This is a genomic window from Hymenobacter sediminis (assembly GCF_003231285.1).
In the GTDB taxonomy this organism is placed as follows: Bacteria; Bacteroidota; Bacteroidia; order Cytophagales; family Hymenobacteraceae; genus Hymenobacter; species Hymenobacter sediminis.
The window spans coordinates 1-19,802 of sequence record NZ_QKNS01000010.1 but is presented as its reverse complement, the minus strand read 5'-3'; the positions used below and the strand labels follow the sequence as shown (position 1 = coordinate 19,802).

Genomic DNA, 19,802 nt, shown 5'->3' with positions numbered 1-19,802 from the left:
ATCTTCAGAAGTTCGATGTTCCAGCTCTTTTCCCGTACGCTGAATCAAGCCCCTTTTGTTTACATTATTCACGCTGTTTCCGTCTTCATGTCCGTTCCTTCTACACGCTATGCGCAGGTATTGGCCTGGCTGGATCAGCACCTGGTCCGCCGCTTGTACTCCGACCGGGTCCGCCGGCTGATTCTGCAAAGCTTCCCGTTCTGGTTTGCTTCCGTCGTGGTCGGCCTGGTGGCCGTGGGCTACGAAAAGCTGTTTGAATGGGCGGAGCACACGAGCTTTCGGTGGCTGGCCCACGAGCCGCTGCTGGCCTTTGCGGTGACGCCTCTGGCCTTCCTGGCTTCCTGGGCACTGGTACAGCGCTGGGCACCGGCGGCGCGCGGCAGCGGCATTCCGCAGGTGATGGCAGGCATCGAACTGTCGAACCCGGTGCACCACCATCGCACGGGCTACCTGCTGAGTTTGCGCGTGGCCGTGGTCAAGGTGCTGAGCAGCGTAGCGTTGTTGCTGGGTGGGGGCGTTATTGGCCGGGAAGGGCCGACCATTCAGATTGCGGCCGCCATCTTTCGGGCCATCAACCGCCTGCAGCCGGCCGGCTGGCCGCAGCTCTCCCGGCAGATTGCCCTGGTTACGGGCGGCGCGGCGGGGCTGGCGGCGGCGTTTAACACTCCCCTGGGCGGTATCGTGTTCGTGGTAGAGGAGCTGACGCAGCTGCACCTGGCGCGCTTTCGCATGGCCGTGTTTTCGGCCGTCATCGTGGCCGGGCTCACGGCGCAGTCCTTGCTGGGCTCCTACCTCTACCTGGGCTTTCCCAAGGTCACGGCGCACGCGGGCTGGTTTCTGGCTACGGTTGCCCTGGTCGCGGTGCTCTGCGGCCTGGCCGGGGCGCTCTTTGCCAAAACTTTGCTGTGGCTGAATGCCTACCGCCGGCGCTTCACCACCTTCGGCCAGCAGGCCGGCTGGGTGCTGGCCTGTGGTTTGGTACTGGCAGCGTTGGTCTACGCGGTGGGGCCCGAAGGCATGGGCACGGGCAAGCCCATCATCAACCGCCTGCTGTTCCAGAACGACGGGCAGACGCCTTGGTACCTGTTTCCGGTGCGATTCGCGGGCATGGCCCTGAGCTACAGCAGCGGCGGGGCGGGCGGCGTCTTCGCCACCTCGCTCAGCGCCGGGGCGGTACTCGGCGACGCGCTGTGCCGCCTGGGCAGCGTGCCCCTCGCCGACCGCAACCTGCTGGTGCTGGTGAGCATGGTAAGCTTTCTGACCGGCGTGGTCCGCTCGCCCTTCACGGCGGCCATCCTGGTGCTGGAAATGACGGACCGCCACTCGGCCATCTTCCAGCTGCTGCTCAGCGGCATGATGGCGCAGGCCGTGGCGTCGGTGGTAGACCCGCACTCGTTCTACGAGCACCTCAAGGCGAGCTTTCTGCGCGAAACGCTGGCGCAGGAAGCTCCGCTGGCGGCTGGGCCCGCTGCAAGGCCGGGCCGCATACAGCGAGGTGACCGGCCCACGCAGAGCCGTGCAGCTGGCGCAAGCTGCACCGCCACCGGGCTCCGATGAGCGGATGGCTACTGTGCTTCGGCTTCCACCAGCACCTGCACCGGGCGTTTGCCCCCGGCGCGCACGCCGAGCCACTGGCGCAGCCGCTGCTGCTCCCCGGCTGGCAGCGGACGGCTCGTGCGCAGGGACACGACCAGGGTTGTATCGGCACGGAGCGAGTCGGCGGCGGGGCGCACCAGTCGACTCAGCCCGAGCTGTCGCACGGTGGGGTGCTCGGCCTGCACTTCGTGCAGCAGGGCTGGCGCCGGCGGCAGGCCGGTCGGCTGCGAGTTATCCGTCTGCGTGAGCAGCTGCTGCAACTGGGCCAGGCGGGCATCGTAACCGGCCAGGGTTTGCTCGTTGCGGCTGCGCACGTCCTCAAGCAGGCTGCTGCGCAGCGTCTGGGCGTCGGCCGTGTCCAGTTGGGCCAGGCCCTGGCGCACCACCAGCGTGGCCTCTTCGAGACGGTAGCGGGGCAGCTGGGCCCGGGCGTCGCGCAATTGGGCGGGTGTAAGCGGCTCGCCCACCAGCAGCACGTTGATGGTGCGCGTGTTCGCCTCAATGCGGCGCGTGATTACGTATACACCGGGTGGGTTCAACTGCTCGTCGACGAACTGCTGGGCGTTGTGCTTGAAGGTGGTCGTGCGCACGATGCCCACGGCCAGGTACACGCTGGGGCCGGCCGCCACCAGTGCCAGCAGCCAGATGGTCCACTGCACCCGGCGGGCCTGGTGCAGGGTGACGAAGGAGTGCTGCGGCAGAGGCAGAATCCGGGCCACGAGGAAGGTGGCCAGGGCAATGAAGACCGAGTTGATGCAGAATAAGTAGAGCGCCCCGAATAAGTAGGCCCAGTGCATCGTGGCCAGGCCGTAGCCTGCCGTGCATAATGGCGGCATGAGTGCAGTGGCAATGGCTACGCCCGGAATGACGTTGCCGCGCGAGCGGCGCGTGATGCCCACGGCACCGGCCGCTCCGCCGAACAGGGCGATGAACACGTCCCAGGTGGTGGGCTGGGTGCGGGCCAGCAGCTCCGAGCCGGCGTCGGTGAGGGGCGTGAGGCGGAAGTACAGCGCCGACACAAGCAAGCTGATGCCCGCGGCCACCGCCAGGTTTTTCACGCCCCGCTGAATCAGCTCGACCTCCACCGTAGCGGCCCCGAAGCCGATGGCCACGATGGGGCCCATCAGCGGCGAGATGAGCATAGCCCCGATGATGACGGCTGTGGAATTGACATTGAGCCCCACCGACGCCACCAGAATGGCGAACATGAGCACCCAGAGGTTGGTGCCGCGAAACGCGACGCCCTCGTCGACGAGGGCCATGATGACGGCCGGATCGGCCATGTCGTAAATAAGATCGAAGCGCTGGCGCAGCCAGCGCAGGAGCGGGAACTTCATATGCGGGAAAGCAAGTGATACAGGCGCATACGGGTCAAGCTCAACAACGTCGGCATTTAGCACGCGTCCGGTGGTGTCAAAGCACGCGTTGGTTTCACCCGGAGGGCACTGAGCGGCGAGAGCCCGGCCGCCCCGTGCTGGGCGCCCGCGGCCGGTTGTCGGCGCAGAAATCGTACTATTGGTCATCCAGCCTTTTCGCATGGGGGCTGCTTTTGTGCCCGTGCTCCACCAACCTGCTGCCGATGCCCCGCACGCTTATCGTCTCCAACCGTCTGCCCTCCAGAGTACTGCGCACCGAAGACAGCCTCACGTTTCAGCCCAGCGAAGGCGGGCTGGAGACAGGGCTGGGGTCCATCTCCCGGACCAACAACAACGTGTGGGTGGGCTGGCCGGGGCTGTTTGTGCAGGACGAGGCGGAGCAGGCATACGTAACCGAGCAGCTGCAGGCCGACAGCATGGCCCCGGTGTTTACCCTGGCAGTGGGCGACGACTGCACCGACGAGGATACCTTCCAGGGGCTGCCCGCCGGGGCCTACACCGTGCGTGTGGACCTTGCACGGCACTTGGCGGCCCGCTACCACGTCGACTCGCCCGCCGAGGTACGGTAGTTGCTGCGCTGAGCCGAGGTTTACGCGACAGCAGCCGGGGCGGAGGCATTGCCAACGACGGCGCCGGTGGGCGCCAACGGACCGCGCGGCTGGTCCTCACCAGCGCGGCGCGGATTCCCGGTTCCGGCCGAACCCAGCAGCGCGTTGCCCAGTAGTTCTACAGATGAACCGACTTCGCGCCCTGTGGCAGAACCTGAACGCCAGCCTCTGGTTTGTGCCGACGCTGATGGTGGCCGGCGCCATCCTGCTGGCCTTTGGCCTAGTGCTGCTCGATGCCCGCGTGCCGCACGACGGGCTGCGGGAGTACCCATTGCTGTTCGGGGCCGGGGCCGACGGCGCCCGCGGCATGCTCACGGCCATTGCGGGCTCCATGGTCACGGTGGCCGGCCTGATCTTTTCGCTGACCTTGAGCACCCTGGCGCAGGTATCGAGCCAGTACACCCCGCGGGTGCTGCGCAACTTTATGCGCGACCGGGTTAATCAGCTCGTGCTAGGCTGCTTCGTCAGCATTTTCGTCTACTGCCTGATCGTGCTACGTACCATCCGCGGCGGCGACGAAGGCCGCTTCATTCCCTCCTTGGCCGTGGGCATGGGCCTAGTGCTGGCACTGATCAGCATCGGGGTGCTGATCTTTTTCATTCACCATATGGCTTCCTCCATCCAGGCCGCCAACATCGTGCGCAACGCCACCGAGGAAACGGAAGCCGCTATCCGCCGCCTGTTTCCCGACGAGCTGGGCCAGCGGGCCGACGAAGCCGAAATGCAGGAGCTGCTGCGGCAGGCTGGCCAGCTGCACTGGCAGCCGATATCGGCCCGCGCTACCGGCTACGTGCAACACGTAGACGAAGACGGCCTGCTGGCGCTGGCCCGCACACTGGATGGCATAGTGCGCATGGAGCATGGTATCGGCGGCTTCGTGGCCCGCGGGGCGGCCCTGGTGTCGGTGGCGCACTACGAAAGCGGTGAACTGGCCGTGACGGACGAGCTGACGCGGCAAGCCAACGCCTTATTCAGTCTTGGCAGCCAGCGCACCATCGAGCAGGACGCGGGTTTCGGCCTGCGCCAGATTGTGGACATTGCCCTCAAGGCCCTCTCGCCGGGCATCAACGACACCACTACGGCCATCATCGGCATCGACCACCTGGGCGACCTGCTCGCGCAGCTGGCCGACCGCCGCTTGGCCGAGCCGCTGCGCGCCGACGCGAACCGGGTGCGCGTGGTAGCCGTGCGCCCGTCCTTTGCGCAGTTCGTGGCCACGGCCTTCGACCAGGTGCGCAGCAACGCCGACGGCAACGCGGCCGTGTTCCTGCGTCTGCTCACGGCCCTGGCTACCATCGCCCAACGTACGCAGGACCCGAGCCGGCTCCGGGTCTTGCGCCAGCAAGCCGAGTTGCTGGAAGAAGCCGCCGAGCGTACGCTGTCTACGGACTACGAGCGCGCCCAAGTACACGAACGACTCAGCGAGTTGCTGCCCCGCTTGCGCTAGGCACTGGTTGCTTCCCATCGTTGGGGGCTACTGCCCCCTCGCCTACGTTCACTCATTTACCCTCACCGTGGTATGGAACAAGCCTTCTTTTCTTCCTGGACGAGCATTGCCCGCACCCTCATCGTGGGCGTGGCCGCGTACGCCGGGCTGATCATCCTGCTGCGGGCATCGGGCAAGCGTACGCTGACCAAGATGAACGCCTTCGACCTGGTGGTAACCGTGGCGCTGGGCTCCACGCTGGCCACGGTGCTGCTCACCAAAAGCGTGGCCCTGGCCGCGGGCTGGTGGCCTTTGCGCTGCTGATCCTGCTGCAATTCAACATCACCTGGCTGTCGGTGCGCTCCCGGGTGGTCAGCCGGCTGGTAAAGTCCGAACCGACTTTGCTAGTGTACCAGGGCCGGTTCCTTCCGGCGGCTCTACGCGCCGAGCGCCTCACGGAAGACGAAATACTAGCCGAACTGCGGGCCCAGGGGCTGAGCAGCGTGACCGAAGCGGCCGCCGTGGTGCTGGAAACGGGCGGCGACTTGAGTGTGCTTCAGCAAACCACTTCCAGTCCCGACTCCGTGCTGCGGGACGTACGAGGAACAGATCCTACGCCTTAAAGCCCGACTGTACTGACCGCGTATCCTTTCTTGCAGCACATCAGCACCCGGAGTTTCGTCAGCATGGGGGTTCTGGAGCCGCCGCGGGGGGCGTAGCCGCACGTGCATGGGGCACGTTCCCTGTGCCGGGAGGCCACCCTTCGCGCTGGCGGCGTCGGTCACCGTCCGTGGCTTCGGTTTGATCGTGGAAGAGCAGCTGCTGCGTCGGGAAGGGCAGGTCAATGCCGTGTTCGGTGAGCTTATTCTTGATTGCTTCGAGTACTTTGTCCTGAGCGTCAAGGATATCGGCTTGCCGCGGCGGGTTTACCCACCAGCGCGCCCGGATGTTGACGGTGCTTTCCGCCAGATCCATGACCAAAGCTTCCGGCGCGGGTTCAGCCAGCACACCGTCGACTTCGCGCATGGCGTCCAGTATGAGTTGCCGGGACCGGGCAATGTCGTCGCCGTAGCCAATGCCCACATCGTACTGTAGGCGGCGCTTGTCGTAAGCGGTATTCACGGTCACGGCGTTGGTAAATAGCTCCGCGTTGGGAATAACTACGCGCCGGCCGTCGTACGTTTTAATAGTTGTAGCGCGGGTCTGGATGGATTCCACCGTACCCTCAAAGTCTTTGTACTTGATCTGATCTTCGAGTTTGAACGGCTCGGTAAGCAGGAGCAGGATACCAGCCAAAAAGTTCTGAAAGATATCCTTGAAGGCAAAGCCGATGGCGATACCGCCCACGCCCAGGGCACTGATCAAGCTGGAGGGGGTGAAGCCCGGCAGCACGATAGTAGCTACCACCAGTACACCTACTATGAGCACGGCCACGTAAGTCAGTCGGCTCAGCAGCAGCGATAGGCTCTGGCTGCCCTTCCGGCGGTGCGTTACCCGACCAACCACGGCGCGTATGCCCCGGGCCAGCAGCACAAACACGATGAAAACAACCAGGCCAATGGCCATGGTGGGCAGGGCTGCCATCAGTTCCCGGCCAATCTGGTGTAGCTTCTGCCACGCAATCGAAAAATCCATCGCCTCTCCCGACCTGGTGGCCGGAGCTACTACACACGCAAGCATACGCCTTAGGGTTTTCAGCATCCCGTGTCGGGTGTACTTCTGACGCTCCCGTACAGCTTCCCAGGCTAGCCTGCATGAGGCAACGTAACAGCTTCAGTGATTCCGGCAACGAGCTGAATACCAACTAAAAAAGCGGCATCCTTGTAATTCCTATCAGTGTGCCACAAGCAGGGTAAAGATAACAAGTGCTCTACCGCCACCGTAACTGGTTGAGGAATGGGGCGCGTTGTACAGGCTCATGTAGCGGCCCAATGAGTGGGGATGAACGCACGCGCATTTGAACATGCCGCAGACATGTTTCCCCAGACCGATGCGCAGCTGCACCGCCGCGTTCGGTCCGTACCTAGCTGGGGCGGCTGGTGTCTGTTTACTGGCTCTCTGGGAGGAATGACAAGCCGGTATGCTCCCATGAGGAAAGAGGCTTACTTCTGAACAATAACCACACGATGCATGAGTAAAACAGGAACTGATACCAATAAATCATTCGGGTTGGAGGTAAACGGACCGGTGTTCTGGCCGTCCATTGTCATTCTCGTGCTCAGCATCGCGCTTGTGCTGATCTTCCGACAGGACGCCGAGGCATTCTTTGCCCGGATTCAAACTTCAGTCACCTCTAACATGGGGTGGCTGTTCATTCTGAGCGTGAACATCTTCGTAGCCTACTGCCTGTTTCTGGCGTTTGGTCGGTTTGGTGACATCCGGCTGGGCGGCAAGGATGCCAGGCCGGAGTTCAGCACCAGCTCCTGGTTTGCCATGCTGTTCAGCGCGGGCATGGGCATAGGGTTGCTGTTCTGGAGCGTGGCAGAGCCCATTACCCACTTCCAGACGCCCCCGCTCGGGGAGCCGGGCACGCCGGCGGCCGCCCGGCAGGCCATGAACTTTACCTTCCTGCACTGGGGCCTGCACGCCTGGGCCATTTACGCGCTGGTGGCCCTGGCCCTAGCCTTTTTCACCTACAACCGCCAGCTGCCCCTCACGGTACGCTCCGCCTTTTACCCTTTCCTGGGCGAGCGGATTCACGGCATCAGCGGCGACGTGATTGATATCCTGGCAGTTATTGCGACCCTCTTCGGCCTGGCTACTTCCCTGGGCCTGGGGGTAAAGCAGGTGGCGGCGGGGCTGCACCACGTGTTCCCGGTCATCATCAACGACGTCACGACCCAGGTTATTCTCATTGCCGTCATTACCGGCATTGCCACCGTGTCGGTGATGACCGGGGTTGACAAGGGTGTACGCATCCTGAGCGAGTGGAACGTGCGCATTGCGCTGCTGGTGCTGGTGGCCGTGCTGGTGCTGGGACCGACTGTGTTTATTCTGGGCTCCTTTGTGCAGAATACAGGCTATTACATTGGCAACTTTATGCAACTGGCCTTCTGGAATGAGGCTTTTAGCAATACCAACTGGCAGGGCACCTGGACGGTATTCTACTGGGCTTGGTGGATTTCGTGGGCACCGTTCGTGGGCATTTTTATTGCGCGCGTATCGAAGGGGCGCACCATCAAGGAATTTGTGCTGGGGGTGCTGATTGTGCCGTCCTTGCTTTCGTTTCTGTGGATGACGGTGTTCGGCAGCACCGCCCTGCGCGAGGTATTGGCCGGCAATACGGCAGTGGCTAAAGCTGTGGCCACCGACGTGTCCACGGCGCTCTTCGTCTTCTTCGAGCAGCTGCCGTTTCCCACGGCGCTTTCGGTTATCGGCATCCTGCTGATCACTGGGTTCTTTGTCACCTCCTCCGATTCCGGGTCGTTGGTAGTAGTCAGCCTCACCTCCGGCGGCAACCCCGACCCTTCAGTGGCTACCCGCGTATTCTGGGCGCTGTCGGGTGGAGGCATTGCGGCAGTGCTGCTACTGGGGGGTGGGCTACAGGCCCTGCAAACGGCCGTTATCATCACGGGGCTGCCCTTTGCCATTATTCTGCTGCTCATGTGCTACAGCCTCTACCAGGGGCTGAGCGAGGAGTTGGAGGAAGAAACCCGCCTGCAAAGTACCCGCCAGCGCAAGGCCTACCAGCAACTGGTAGCCGAGATGCTAGCCAGGCGGGCCCAGAAACAGGAGGCGCAAGCTCCTCAACCCAACACCGGCCCTCCCGTACCGCCAACTGCCCCGACGCTATGATTACAATTGACGCCATGATGGTTTGCTTGGACCTGAGTGAATTAGATGAAAAACTGGTAGCCTTCGCCCGCTCCCTCTGTGAGCGGCTATTGGTGGGCAAGGTGTACTTCGTGCATAACATCAAGGTGGCCGAGCTGAGCGACGACTTCCACGAGTGGTTCGGCGACGTGGATCTGGCTAGCGAGGTAGAAGGCAACCTGCACGACATTGTGACCGAGCAGTTCGGCAACGCCACCGCCCACGAAATACTAGTCAGTGAGGAACCCAACACGGAGGCCATATTGGTTCAGCTGGTCAAGCGCTACCACATAAACCTGACTCTGCTCGGCAAGAAAAGGAGTGACAAAAGCACCGGCACCCTGGGCACCAAGCTACTGCAGTTGATGCCATGCAGTATACTGATATTCCCGGAAACGGCCGCCAGCAGTATCCGTAAGGCGCTGGTGCCTATAGACTTTTCCCCCAGTTCGGTACACGCCCTGCGGCTAAGCCAGAACCTCTCGGAGCAACTAGGTCTGCAGTTAGAGCTACTGCATGTGTACCGGCTGCCCACCCAGTACTTCCCGCTTATCTCGGAGGAAAAGGCCATCAGGAAGGCGGAAGAAATTGTGCAGGGGCGCTTTGCCGCCTTGCAGCGCAAGCACCCGGAAATTGCCCGCGTGCCTTACACCCTAGTACGGGCCGCCAACAAAAGCGTCGCCGAGCGCATTCGCCTTCACTTAGCTAAAGGCAAGCATGACCTGCTGGTACTCGGGCTAAAAGAAATTAATCCGTTGCCTTCCCTGAGCTTTGGGAGTGTGCCAAAAGAGGTCTACCACATGGACCTGCCCCTTCCGCTGTGGTTGGCGTACTCGGAGGAAGTAGCCAAGTAAGCTATTCTTCCCGTTTAGCTGAACATTATGTTCAGCTAAACGAGAGGTTTGTTTTCAATCCGTTCGCATTACTGAGTAAGGTCATCCGCCCAAGGCCGTCCGATTAACCCTATAATCAACGTCTACCGGTTGCCTAGAAATAAAGCAGTTACAAGGCCACTCTCCCACCGTGCGCGGTAGGTGGTCAGTGGAGCGCACGAGTCAAGCCGGACTTGACATAGGTGACATATACTTTGAGAAGGGTATAGATCTACGCCTGCCATACCTCGTGGCCTACCATCTCTCGCTGCTTGATGCGGCTCAACTCGGTTTCTTCCGACAGCCCCTACCAGCGGCCACCCGACCCCGGCCCGGACCGAGGCCAGTCCCGCATGGGTACGCTCCTTCATCAACTCGCGCTCAACGCCGCGTAGTTCAGCTTAATTTTTTGCTCGAAATAGTAACCGAGGTCATCTGTACTGACATAGGGCTGTCACTGGTCCCCTGCACCTTCGTGCATCACCTGACAATAATACCTGTTCGCTCCTATATGGCTCCTCAGTCCTCTTCGCTGCACCATTCCGGTCTGGTACCCGGTTGGCTTGATCGCCGCCTCTTTCCTTTTGAGAGCCACTGGCTCCAACTGGCTGGTCACACCATTCATTACCTCGATGAGGGTCACGGCCCCACCCTGTTGCTGCTGCATGGCAACCTAACCTGGTCTTTCTTATATCGACACTTGGTGCCGAAGCTGGCCCCACATTTTCGCTGCATCGCCTTGGACTACCCTGGCTTCGGACTTAGTACTGCCGGGCCGGGGTATGGCTTCACGCCGCGCGAGCACTCGCAGGTCGTGGAGCAGGTAGTCGAGCATCTGGGTCTGTGCGACCTGCGTGTCATGGTGCAAGATTGGGGCGGTCCAATTGGATTGGGTTTTGCCGGCCGCCGCCCAGACCTGATTCACTCCCTTATCATAGGCAACACTTTTGCCTGGCCCGCTCAAGGCGGTATGGTAGCCTTCTCTAAACTCTTCGGCAGTTCTCTTTCCCGCTGGCTGAACAGGCACTACAACTTAATAGCCCGGCTGCTCATCCCAGCCGGCATGAATCGCCAGCTTACCGAGGCGGAATTAGCCGCTTATCTGGGGCCTTTCGCCACACCGGCTTCCCGCCTTCCCACATGGATACTGCCCAAAGAGATTACGCATAGCCACGCGTATTTGGCGGAGGTAGAAGCTGGGCTGGCGAAGCTACGGGAAAAGCCGGCCCTACTTATTTGGGGCGAGGCAGATGGAGCATTTCGGGAGCCAGACCGCCGCCGGCTACAACAGCATTTGCCCGCGCACCAGGTATTGCTGCTGCCACAGGTCAAACACTTTATTCAGGAAAACGCTCCGCAGGAAATCAGCACGGCGATTCTGGCTCACGAGCGGAGGACGGCAATTCCAGTGGCGTAAGCGAGTCGTCGCTTGCCTTTTTCTTTATGCAGGTAAACCGTTCCTTATCTTATGAATAAGGAACAAGTGCCTTAATCTGCCCACAGAACCAGCATCAGTGGCGGCAATGGCTGCAGCTCCACCACGACCACCTATCGGGGGCTGGCTGGTGTATCATAAGAAAATTGCTGGCATCTCTACCCTGCGGTGGAGTGAAGTCATAGATGAGGCGCTATGCTTCGACTGGATAGACAGCCAAGCGAAGCCCATGGATGAGCATACCTATCGGCAATACTTTAGTCCACGCAAAGCCACCAGCGGTTGGTCTAAGGTCAACAAGGAGAAAAATTCAGCGCCTGTTGGCGGCGGGACAGATGATCCTGCCGGACTGGCCCGGGTAGCAGCAGCGCAACAAAACGGCTCCTGGACGCTGCTGGATGAGGTGGAGATGCTGCACCTACCGGCCAACCTCGCTCAGGCTTTCGCCCACCAACCCGCTGCACAGGCGGCCTTCCTACACTTGGGTCGGACGGCTAGGCGTGCGCTCCTGCTGGGACTGGTGCTAGCCAAACGACCGGCTACTCCGCCAGCAGCGCCTGGCGGCCATCCTAACCGCTTGTGCCCCACAACTTAACTTTTTGCTGCATGCATTCCGGCACGTATGCTACCAAGGGCTGGCTAGGGACACAGCCTTACTAAAATCCTCGCTACGCGTTGGGGGCCACGTCGGGGTTCCCGGAAAAGATGCGTAGAAAGACCTCCTGGTTGTTGTCGGCGTGCATGAGGTCCAAAAGCTCCCGCGTATCCGCTTCGACGCCCACCATGCGCTGGCGCATCTTCTCCTCATATGCGGCAATGGCTTGTCCAATCGTTTCCAAGTGCGCACTGCCCAGCGCCTCGGCCAAGTCCAAGGCATCGACCATCGCCTGGTTAACCCCTTCCCCGTTGGGTGGCATTTGATGTGCTGCGTCGCCGAGCAGGGTGAGATTGGGCTGCGATGGCCAGGGCTGGTCTAGCGGAAAGTAATAGCTCGGACGGGGCACCACGGTCAGGACCTCGTTGGCAAATACTTCCTGCCAGGTGGGGCTCCACGTGCTGAATTCGTGGGTAAACCACGCGGCGACCGCGGCCCGGTCGGTCCAGGTGATGCCCGAGGTGGCCAACCAGTTTTCGGGCTTTTTCACCCAGACCCAAAAATTTAGCGTGCCATCGCCCTTGGTCATGAAGCTGATGGTTTGGCCATTTTCCAGTGCCGTAAGACTACCTCCCTGCAGCAGCTGCCATAGCGCGGGTACCCGCTGCGCCGCGTCGGGAAGGGAGCCTTCCAACAGGACAAAGCCGGAATAAACCGGCCGCACTTCGGTAGCGTAGGGGCGCACCTTGGAATTGGCTCCATCGGCCGCCACCACCACGTCGGCGTAGGCGTGGGTTCCATTTTTAAAGTGGAGGTCCCAGCCCGCACCGGCTGGCTGCATCGCCTTGAAGTGAGCATCCCAAATCATGGTTCCCTCCTGCAAGGAGGCTAGGAGCAGATCCCGGAGCGGCCCCCGGTCAATTTCCGGGCGGAAGCCCTCGTCCCCGAAATCCTGGGCGACCTTGTCAGTATGTTGATCGAGCAGGACTTCCAGCTGGCCGTTGACAACGACCATGGCGTCCGCGCCCGGGCGGTAGGTCTGCTTGAATTTCTCTAGTAAGCCCGCTGCGGTCAAGGCTTTTAGCCCCGAGTCGTGGTGCAGGTCCAGGGCCGAGCCCTGCAGCCGAACATGCGGCGAGGCATCGCGTTCGTAGACCTGCACGCTCACGCCCTGCTGCTGCAACAGCCGGGCCAGGGTCAGGCCGCCCGGGCCCCCGCCGATAATAGCCACTTTCTTATTGTGTAAGAGCATCGAAGCTGCATTTAAGATCAACGTTGGTGTTGACCATGCAAAAGTGAGCTTACTTTCAGGGGCGAAATAGCCCTTATTGCTCTAAAAATAGTCGCGAATGAAAATAGCTGTGACAGATACCGGCGCTGGTATTGTCTTGCAATTAGCCCAAGCCCTCGGGGCCACCGTGCGGGGGCGTTTCATCGATATTCCGGCCAGCAAGGGCGGCGGGTACATTACCGGTTTTGCCTGGGGCAGCGAGTTGCGCATGATGGTGCGGCACTACTACCTGCACGAGGCGGTGCTGGTGGAAACCACCGACCTAGCCGAACGGCCGGAGGAGGTGGTGTTTCTGCTGCGGGGTATTTTCCCCCCGGTCGCCCAGCCGGCACCCGATGTACTTACGGAGCCCGCCAGCGTTCTGATCTGCCAGCACGCGGCCTCTTCGGTTATCGATATGCCGGCTAACACGCTGTTTAACAGCGTGACCATTGCTGTTTCCCGGCCCTACCTGCGGCGACTGTTTGGGGAACTAGATCACCCGCTGGTGGCCAGCCTGCTGGCCACCAGCGCCACCTTCGCCGTTGAAACGGGTACTTCCCCCGCCATCCTCCACACCGCCAGTGACCTGCTGCTGCTGCCGGTGCCAGAGATGCTGGCCAGCCCCTACTGCAAGCTCAAGTGCGAAGAACTGCTTTGTCATACGGTGGCCTTGTTGCTGCAGCGCGAGGCCATTGCGCCGGGCAAAATGCACTTGGCCGACCTCCAGGCGATTTATGCCATCAAACGGCGTTTGCAGTCGTCTTTGGGGGAAGCCCCCCACATTGCAGCCCTCGCCAAAGAGGCTAACATGAGCGAGCCGAAGCTGCGAAAGCTGTTCCGGCAGACCTTTGGCAAAAGCGTGTTTGACTATTATCAGACGCTACGCATGCAGGAAGCCGCCCGCCTACTGAGAGAGCAGCGCCTGACGGTTTCGGAGGTGGGCTATCAGTTGGGGTTTACCAACCTGAGCCATTTTTCGCGGGTATTTGAGCAGTATATCGGCCTGAAGCCGAAGAAGTATTCGGCACTATAGCGGGAGGACAGCACGGGGTAGAGGGGACGTTTGCTTCTAAAAAAGAGCGTAAAAGATATCACTCAATGTGTAGCATACTTTTTCGCCCCGTTGTGACCAAAACCCCGGAACTGAGGCTTATACATGCGTTCGGTAGACTCTCGAATTCCTTAGCGTGGTTTTTTGTTCTAGCTCTAGTGCGCCCCCTGTCAGTATGCGTCAGAAAATAGTACCTGCCGCCGAAGCAGGCCACCGGCTGTGACTGCTCAAAACGCAGGGCACGAGTGGGTTCTCTTTTCCTCGCCTCTACCCGCCTTCTTATCCGTACCGCTACTCGCTCACCGTTACCGCTACGGATAGCTGGGCGGGTAGCGGCGAGCAGGAGCTCCTATAAGAGGCGCGACTACACCTGTACAAAAGCAGGGGTTCAGCGCGAATAGTATTGTCGGTGTACTGTATAACAGGGACTCGGGCTGCAATTTGGATCCACCACCCCGGAACTGTCGCGTATCGTCAGGTGGGTAGGCGTCAGCTGTATTAGATCAAAGGTGTCCTGGAAGAGGACGTGACCGATCTTCTCTGGTGAAATATAGCCCTGCTCCACTAGCTGGCGGGTGCCGATGCGACGGATCACAAGCGTAGGTCCCTCGCGCGTGTAGGTGTGCACTACGTGTAATGTCCCCGAGTACACCCATCGGCCCGCGTCAATGGTTAGCACTTCGCCGGCTGGCTGGGGCTGGCGGCTTCCACCCAATGGCTGACGAGTGGCGTCATACACCTACACTCCCGCCGAGTCGTAGTGCCACTCCCCCTGCAAGCCCACGGACTGGGGCTGCAGCGACCAGTCTGGCCTGTTGACCGGCTCACAGGCCTCGAAAAGCAGAGATAATCCACTCCAAGAGAGCAGCAAAATGGGGAGCCTCATACAGCAGCTAGAAGAACTAGATGGGACCCCACTTCTTGGCCCCGCTTTTCGCAAAGAAACTGGATCGTCCCCGAACCGCGTTCTGTGGGGGCCAACATGGTACACCTTAATGGTCCTTCAGCTACGAATCTATATGCGGCCTTTTGTATAGTAGCTTTAAGCGTCATGAAGCCCCTAGTTATGTCACTATGGAAAACGCTTAAACGAATTGATAGACTTGCTGGCTATATGGTAGTCGTGCTACTGATAATTGGCCTCGCTTATGGTTGTGGCAATATCTTTTTTAGCCTGCCTCCTTTCATGAGTGAGCTCAGCAAGGAGCTGGAAAAAAATGACAAGCTCATGCAGTTCATCGGCTCTCCCACGGGGCAAACCTTGCAGCTCAGCAAGGAAGTGCTGGTCGAGGGTGACTCTTCTACTTTTAAAGTGGTCATTTGGGGGGAGTGTGATAGTGCGTATGTGAGCCTACGGGGCATTTATTACAAAAAGAATAAGCAGCTAGTATACCGGGTAACGGATACCACGCAAGTAAACTCTTGCAACTGATCGCCAAATACTGTTCAAAAAGGGGCACGAAAAACGGCTCCGAAAAACTGCCTTTTTGGGCCGTTTTGGCAGATGATAAAACCATCCAGAAACCGGCCGTTTCTTGGATGGGTCATTTCTATAGGACTGATAATACGGGCTTATCAGTCCTTAAAATCCTAAGGTGAATTGATAACCTGAAGAGCTCCCGGGTGTGAATATTGATTATCAATTTGCAAATTGCAAACCAAAAATTGGCTAATTGTGATGCGACAACACAATGGGATGCGCCCGCAGGATGTAGTGGTTCTGCTTAAGGTGCTGTTGCTGGAACAAACTTCCTGGCAAGGCAAGGAGGTAGCGCATGCTTTGTTCTTAAGCCCGACCGAAATATCGTTCAGCCTGAAGCGATGCCAGTACGCTCGGCTGCTGGAGGGAACCGACCGGCGCGTGGCCCGGCGAACCTTTCTGGAGTTTCTGCTCTACGGCTTACCGGTGGTGTTTCCCACGCAGCCGGGTGCCCAGGTACGGGGACTACCTACCGCGCACAGCGCCGCCCCCTTGCGGGAGCAGCTGGTAGCCGAGCAGCTGTACGTTTGGCCCGACGCAGAAAGCGACTACTGGGGCAGCGCCATCGAGCCCTTATACCCGCGCGTGCCGCAGGCAGCCAAAGCCGACGCCCACCTCTATGAACTGCTGGCGCTGGTTGACGCATTGCGGGTGGGCCGTCCTCGGGAGCGAAAACTGGCGGGGGATTTATTGAAAGCCTTCTTGTTGCCGGCCCATGTCTAATGCGGCCAACTTAGCCGCGCTGCAGGCCGTGGCCCGGGCGCTGGGTCCCCTGCGGGAACGGGTCGTTTTCGTCGGTGGCAGCACCGCCGGCCTGTACAGTACTGCCGCCCGTGCCGCCGAGTCCCGCCCGACTATGGATGTGGATTGCATTATCGAGGTGGTGCCGCGCATGGCCTACTACGTGCTGGAGGAAGAGTTGCGTGCCCTCGGGTTCCGGCATGACCAAGAGTCAAAGGTCATCTGCCGCTGGCGGGTCGCGGGGCTGGTGGTCGATGTAATGCCGGTCGGGGAAGACAACATCCTGGGGTTCTCGAACCCGTGGTATCCGGAAGGCTTTGCCCACGCCATCCCCTATACGCTGCCCGACGAGACCACTATCCAGATTATGCCTGCGGTTTACTTTGTCGCCACGAAGCTGGCGGCGCTGCGCAGCCGCGGCATGAGCGACATCCGCCTGAGCAATGACCTGGAGGATATCGTGTACGTGCTGGATAACCGCCCGGCACTAGGGGCGGAAGTAGCAGCTGCTTCCCCGGCCGTACGCTCCTACATCGCTACGGAAATTCGCCAACTGTTGCGTCATCCGGAATTGCGAGAAGCGATTGATTGCCAGTTGCCGTACGGATATGGTGACGAACGAAAATTTATCATTGAGCGGCGGCTTCACTCCCTGACCTCTGATGGGCGGTAGTGAACGAGTGCCAGAACCTGTGGGGGCCTCAAGGTATAATAAGGAGTGCTTGCCCAAGTATTCATTGCTCGCTAATGGGGTTCTTCTTCCAATGAGGCGGATTTACACGCTAAGGCTTCGGCGGTTGGGGCTCCGGCTCGGGGCCGATGACGGGCTGGTTGTAGAGCACCCGCAGCAGCATGGTGCTAATTTTAGGCGTGTACTCATTGCTCTCATTGTCCAAGGCGATGACGAGGTTGTGGTCCTTCGGGGCGCGGAGCAGGAAGGCGCGAAACCCGTTAATCACGCCGCCATGGCGCAGCACCGCCACCGTATCGGCGCCCATCAGGAACTGGGCCGTGTTCCACCCGTAGGCGTGGTCGTTTTTGACGGGCGTGAACAGCTGCGCTTTGCCCGCCTCGGAGAGCAGTTGGGTGGTGTACAGCGCCTGCTCCCACTTGTAGAGGTCGCGCACGGTGGAATAGAGCGCGCCCGCCGCGTAGGGGCCCGTCATGTCGAGGTAGGGGGCGTTGACCAGGCCCGCGGCGGTTTTTTCGTAGCCCGCCGCCCGCTTGGGTAGAATGGTGCTGGGCAGGTCGTAGCCGGTATCCTGCATGTGCAGGGGTTGCAGAATGTTCTCGGCCAACACCTGGGCGTAGGGCCTGCCCGTCACCTGCTCCAAGATGGCCCCGAGCAAAATGTAGCCGGAATTGCTGTAGCGGTAGGTGCTGCCGGGCTCAAACTCGAGCGGCAGGGCCGAGAAGCCGCGCACCGCCGCCTGGGGCGTGGTCGGCAACCGACTGGCGGCTTCGCTAGCCGCCGAGGCCGCCACGTTGGGGATCCCCGAGGTGTGCGACAACAAGTGGTGCAGCGTGATCTTGGTGCCGTTGGCCTTGGGGTAGTCGGGCAGGTAGTCGCTTACATGGCCCTCGAGCCGGAGCCGTCCTTTTTCCACTAGCTGCATCACCAGCATCGCCGTGAACTGCTTGGTGAGCGAGCCGACGCGGAATTTGGTGTCGGCGGCGTTGGGCTGGTTCCACTCGCGGTTGGCCAAGCCGTAGCCTTTGGTGAAGATTACCTTGCCGTGGTGAGCCACGAGCACGGTGCCGTTAAACTGCCCGGCCTTGGCGTACGCCGTAACCAAGGCATCGAGTTGTTTAGGGATTTTCGGAGTTTGGCCGAAAGAAGGCAAGGGCAGCAGATATACGGCCCCGAGAAAAGAGCAGAAAAGACGTTTTTGCACAGAATGGGGAAGGGCTGACACAAACGAGCACCCGAAAGTAGAGGGTTGATAAACAGGGTAATCTGAGGTGCCTCTACTCGCCTCCTTGGCAGGTAAAACCGCCCCGTTGGCAGAAGAACCCATAATGAGCTCATAAAGGGCTCATCGGTATAGCCATGCTCTGTGCAAAATACGGAATGAGGCTTAATAGACGCCGTTTTTTGCGCGTGCTGCAGTGACAGCAATGGGCTCACCAACGGCTCATGATTACGACCAAGGCAATGCGCATAGCGTGAGATAGGCAGAATGATTGAGGCAAGGTTATATACTGTACAAGCACTCAGGAGCGCTAGTCGAAGTACTTCTCGCGGCGAGTTAGCGGGGAGTGACGCAACAACAAGTACAGCCCCGTTTCGGAAAGCTGTTGCACCACCGATTCTGAAAAGCCTTGCCAATAGACCACTACGCGGGCCTGGGCGGCCAAGCGCTCAATCTGCAGAATGGCCGCCTGTCCACACCGGTCCAGGACCTGCACCTGCTAACAATCGATCCAGAGCGTGGAGACGTAGCGCCGCAGAAGCTGCTCAGCCCTATTGACCAAGTAGGCGGCATCCGTGGGGGTGCAGCCTGGTTGGGGTCTGCTGCCCCTCATCGTTGTGGTGCCCGATAAAACCATAGGCTGGCAGGCTCCGGGTTCGTTACCCTTCGCGAAAGGGCTGCATCTTTACGCGGCCCCGGCTTCCTCAACCGGCTGAGGGCAACTAGCATGTGGGATTACTCTCGGCCGTTGCGCTGGCTGCTGTGTTTGGTTTCCCTTGGTGGGCTTAGCGCCACGGCGCGGGCGCAGCGCTGGCAGCGCGATGCCGTGCTGAGCCAGGTACTGGTCAAGCACCTGGCTCGCGATACGGCGGGGTTTCTATGGGTGGGCACTGACGAGGGAGTGGCGCGCTACGATGGGGTGGAGCTAGTGCCCCTCAATAACTTGCGCCAGCCTTTGTCGCCCCGACTGCCGCGCGGGTCCGTGCAGGGGCTGGTCACGGATACCGCCGGCACGCTGTGGATCGGCAGCACGGCCGGCTTGTTCCGGTTTCTACCCACGACAGACAAGCTTACACGGGTTCCCCTGCCGGCGGCCACTACGGGTGAGGCTTTGGAAGTACACCTGCTCTGGCAGCACCCCCGCACCAATGGCGAGACGTGGCATCCGCTGGCTAAGCAGGCTGTCCGCAAATTGCACCCTACACCTCAGGGTGTCACGTGGCTACAGGAAAAAAACCAATTAGTCTTCTATCCAATCCCTGGAAAATAGTAAGATAAACGACCCTGCTAGAATATTTTACATACTGTAAACAATCGTTCAACAAATGTCCAAGGGCAGCAGAACCTCCTGCTGGGGCAACCCAACCACGTGGTATGCCCGCCTGCTGGCACTCGCCAAACCAGAGGGGCCGCAGTTGCGCCTGGATTGCGGAAAAGGCTAACAGGTTGTTGGTTTAGATTCTCCTGTGGCGTTGGAATCCTTGCTACGGATTAGAGAAGCCCATACTGAGAGCAACCCCTTTTGCTATGCCTATCAACTGTCGAGTTAGGTAGACGATGATACGTCCCATATTCTTAGCTGCTGAAGTTAGGTAGAAACAGTCAAGCGCAATAGTACCAAAT

The 19,802-nt window shown here is 60.2% G+C and carries 20 protein-coding genes; 14 read left to right on the top strand and 6 right to left on the bottom strand.

All coding sequences use genetic code 11. The features are described from left to right. Window positions 1–87 precede the first annotated feature (87 nt). Window positions 88–1,557 carry a chloride channel protein gene (locus tag DNI29_RS21620; protein ID WP_110980329.1) on the top strand — a complete coding sequence of 490 codons (1,470 nt, stop codon included), beginning with the start codon at window positions 88–90 and terminating at the stop codon, window positions 1,555–1,557. 8 nt (window positions 1,558–1,565) lie between these two features. Here DNI29_RS21620 and DNI29_RS21615 read toward each other — a convergent pair whose 3' ends face one another. Next, window positions 1,566–2,933, bottom strand: coding sequence for a DUF389 domain-containing protein (locus DNI29_RS21615; protein ID WP_162303701.1), 1,368 nt, complete (start codon window positions 2,931–2,933; stop codon window positions 1,566–1,568). Window positions 2,934–3,175: 242 nt separating this feature from the next. Here DNI29_RS21615 and DNI29_RS24760 point away from each other — a divergent pair, with 242 nt between their 5' ends. The 4 genes from DNI29_RS24760 (at window position 3,176) to DNI29_RS25010 (ending at window position 5,629) form a co-directional block, all read left to right on the top strand. Continuing rightward, entirely contained in the window at window positions 3,176–3,541 is a 366-nt protein-coding gene (locus tag DNI29_RS24760; RefSeq protein ID WP_110980233.1) for a hypothetical protein, read from the top strand. A 163-nt stretch (window positions 3,542–3,704) separates the two neighbouring features. After that, entirely contained in the window at window positions 3,705–5,027 is a 1,323-nt protein-coding gene (locus DNI29_RS21605; RefSeq protein ID WP_110980232.1) for a DUF2254 domain-containing protein, read from the top strand. A 72-nt stretch (window positions 5,028–5,099) separates the two neighbouring features. Continuing rightward, entirely contained in the window at window positions 5,100–5,330 is a 231-nt protein-coding gene (locus DNI29_RS25015) for a DUF421 domain-containing protein (RefSeq protein ID WP_238388177.1), read from the top strand. Then, entirely contained in the window at window positions 5,312–5,629 is a 318-nt protein-coding gene (locus DNI29_RS25010; protein WP_238388176.1) for a DUF421 domain-containing protein, read from the top strand. Before DNI29_RS25015 ends, DNI29_RS25010 begins: the two co-directional genes overlap by 19 nt. A 58-nt stretch (window positions 5,630–5,687) precedes the next feature. Here DNI29_RS25010 and DNI29_RS21595 read toward each other — a convergent pair whose 3' ends face one another. Further along, window positions 5,688–6,686: a mechanosensitive ion channel family protein gene (locus DNI29_RS21595; protein ID WP_238388175.1), complete on the bottom strand. Its 999-nt coding sequence runs from the start codon at window positions 6,684–6,686 to the stop codon at window positions 5,688–5,690. 450 nt (window positions 6,687–7,136) lie between these two features. Between DNI29_RS21595 and DNI29_RS21590 the strand changes: the two genes are divergently transcribed. The 4 genes from DNI29_RS21590 (at window position 7,137) to DNI29_RS21575 (ending at window position 11,721) form a co-directional block, all read left to right on the top strand. Beyond that, window positions 7,137–8,801, top strand: a complete 1,665-nt coding sequence (locus tag DNI29_RS21590) for a BCCT family transporter (RefSeq protein WP_110980230.1) — start codon at window positions 7,137–7,139, stop codon at window positions 8,799–8,801. Next, complete coding sequence (locus DNI29_RS21585) at window positions 8,798–9,673, top strand: universal stress protein (RefSeq protein WP_110980229.1); 876 nt, start codon at window positions 8,798–8,800, stop codon at window positions 9,671–9,673. Before DNI29_RS21590 ends, DNI29_RS21585 begins: the two co-directional genes overlap by 4 nt. 529 nt (window positions 9,674–10,202) lie before the next feature. Further along, window positions 10,203–11,108 (top strand): alpha/beta fold hydrolase, encoded by a 906-nt coding sequence (locus tag DNI29_RS21580; RefSeq protein WP_110980228.1) that lies wholly within the window; start codon window positions 10,203–10,205, stop codon window positions 11,106–11,108. A gap of 106 nt (window positions 11,109–11,214) precedes the next feature. After that, the gene (locus DNI29_RS21575) at window positions 11,215–11,721 is read left to right on the top strand and encodes a YdeI/OmpD-associated family protein (RefSeq protein ID WP_110980227.1); all 507 of its coding nucleotides are present in this window, start codon (window positions 11,215–11,217) and stop codon (window positions 11,719–11,721) included. A 73-nt stretch (window positions 11,722–11,794) separates the two neighbouring features. Here DNI29_RS21575 and DNI29_RS21570 read toward each other — a convergent pair whose 3' ends face one another. Continuing rightward, complete coding sequence (locus DNI29_RS21570; protein ID WP_110980226.1) at window positions 11,795–12,973, bottom strand: FAD-dependent oxidoreductase; 1,179 nt, start codon at window positions 12,971–12,973, stop codon at window positions 11,795–11,797. A gap of 97 nt (window positions 12,974–13,070) precedes the next feature. Between DNI29_RS21570 and DNI29_RS21565 the strand changes: the two genes are divergently transcribed. The 3 genes from DNI29_RS21565 (at window position 13,071) to DNI29_RS21555 (ending at window position 16,248) form a co-directional block, all read left to right on the top strand. Then, window positions 13,071–14,027 carry a helix-turn-helix transcriptional regulator gene (locus DNI29_RS21565; protein WP_110980225.1) on the top strand — a complete coding sequence of 319 codons (957 nt, stop codon included), beginning with the start codon at window positions 13,071–13,073 and terminating at the stop codon, window positions 14,025–14,027. Window positions 14,028–15,231: 1,204 nt separating this feature from the next. Next, window positions 15,232–15,477 carry a hypothetical protein gene (locus tag DNI29_RS21560; protein ID WP_123823365.1) on the top strand — a complete coding sequence of 82 codons (246 nt, stop codon included), beginning with the start codon at window positions 15,232–15,234 and terminating at the stop codon, window positions 15,475–15,477. Window positions 15,478–15,723: 246 nt separating this feature from the next. Continuing rightward, window positions 15,724–16,248, top strand: a complete 525-nt coding sequence (locus DNI29_RS21555) for a hypothetical protein (protein ID WP_238388174.1) — start codon at window positions 15,724–15,726, stop codon at window positions 16,246–16,248. Window positions 16,249–16,258: 10 nt separating this feature from the next. On the opposite strand, the gene DNI29_RS24300 is transcribed toward DNI29_RS21555, so the two are convergent. After that, window positions 16,259–16,468 (bottom strand): hypothetical protein, encoded by a 210-nt coding sequence (locus DNI29_RS24300; protein WP_123823364.1) that lies wholly within the window; start codon window positions 16,466–16,468, stop codon window positions 16,259–16,261. A gap of 57 nt (window positions 16,469–16,525) precedes the next feature. Here DNI29_RS24300 and DNI29_RS24295 point away from each other — a divergent pair, with 57 nt between their 5' ends. Further along, window positions 16,526–16,939, top strand: a complete 414-nt coding sequence (locus DNI29_RS24295) for a hypothetical protein (RefSeq protein ID WP_123823363.1) — start codon at window positions 16,526–16,528, stop codon at window positions 16,937–16,939. 109 nt (window positions 16,940–17,048) lie between these two features. Here DNI29_RS24295 and DNI29_RS21545 read toward each other — a convergent pair whose 3' ends face one another. Together DNI29_RS21545 and DNI29_RS21540 are read right to left on the bottom strand one after the other, a co-directional pair. Further along, a complete protein-coding gene (locus DNI29_RS21545; protein WP_162303700.1) occupies window positions 17,049–18,161 on the bottom strand; it encodes a serine hydrolase domain-containing protein in 1,113 nt (370 codons plus the stop codon). A 328-nt stretch (window positions 18,162–18,489) separates the two neighbouring features. After that, on the bottom strand, window positions 18,490–18,675 hold the full coding sequence (locus DNI29_RS21540; RefSeq protein WP_110980220.1) for a hypothetical protein: 186 nt from the start codon (window positions 18,673–18,675) through the stop codon (window positions 18,490–18,492). A 231-nt stretch (window positions 18,676–18,906) separates the two neighbouring features. Here DNI29_RS21540 and DNI29_RS21535 point away from each other — a divergent pair, with 231 nt between their 5' ends. After that, a complete protein-coding gene (locus DNI29_RS21535; RefSeq protein ID WP_110980219.1) occupies window positions 18,907–19,449 on the top strand; it encodes a hypothetical protein in 543 nt (180 codons plus the stop codon). Window positions 19,450–19,802: the final 353 nt, after the last annotated feature.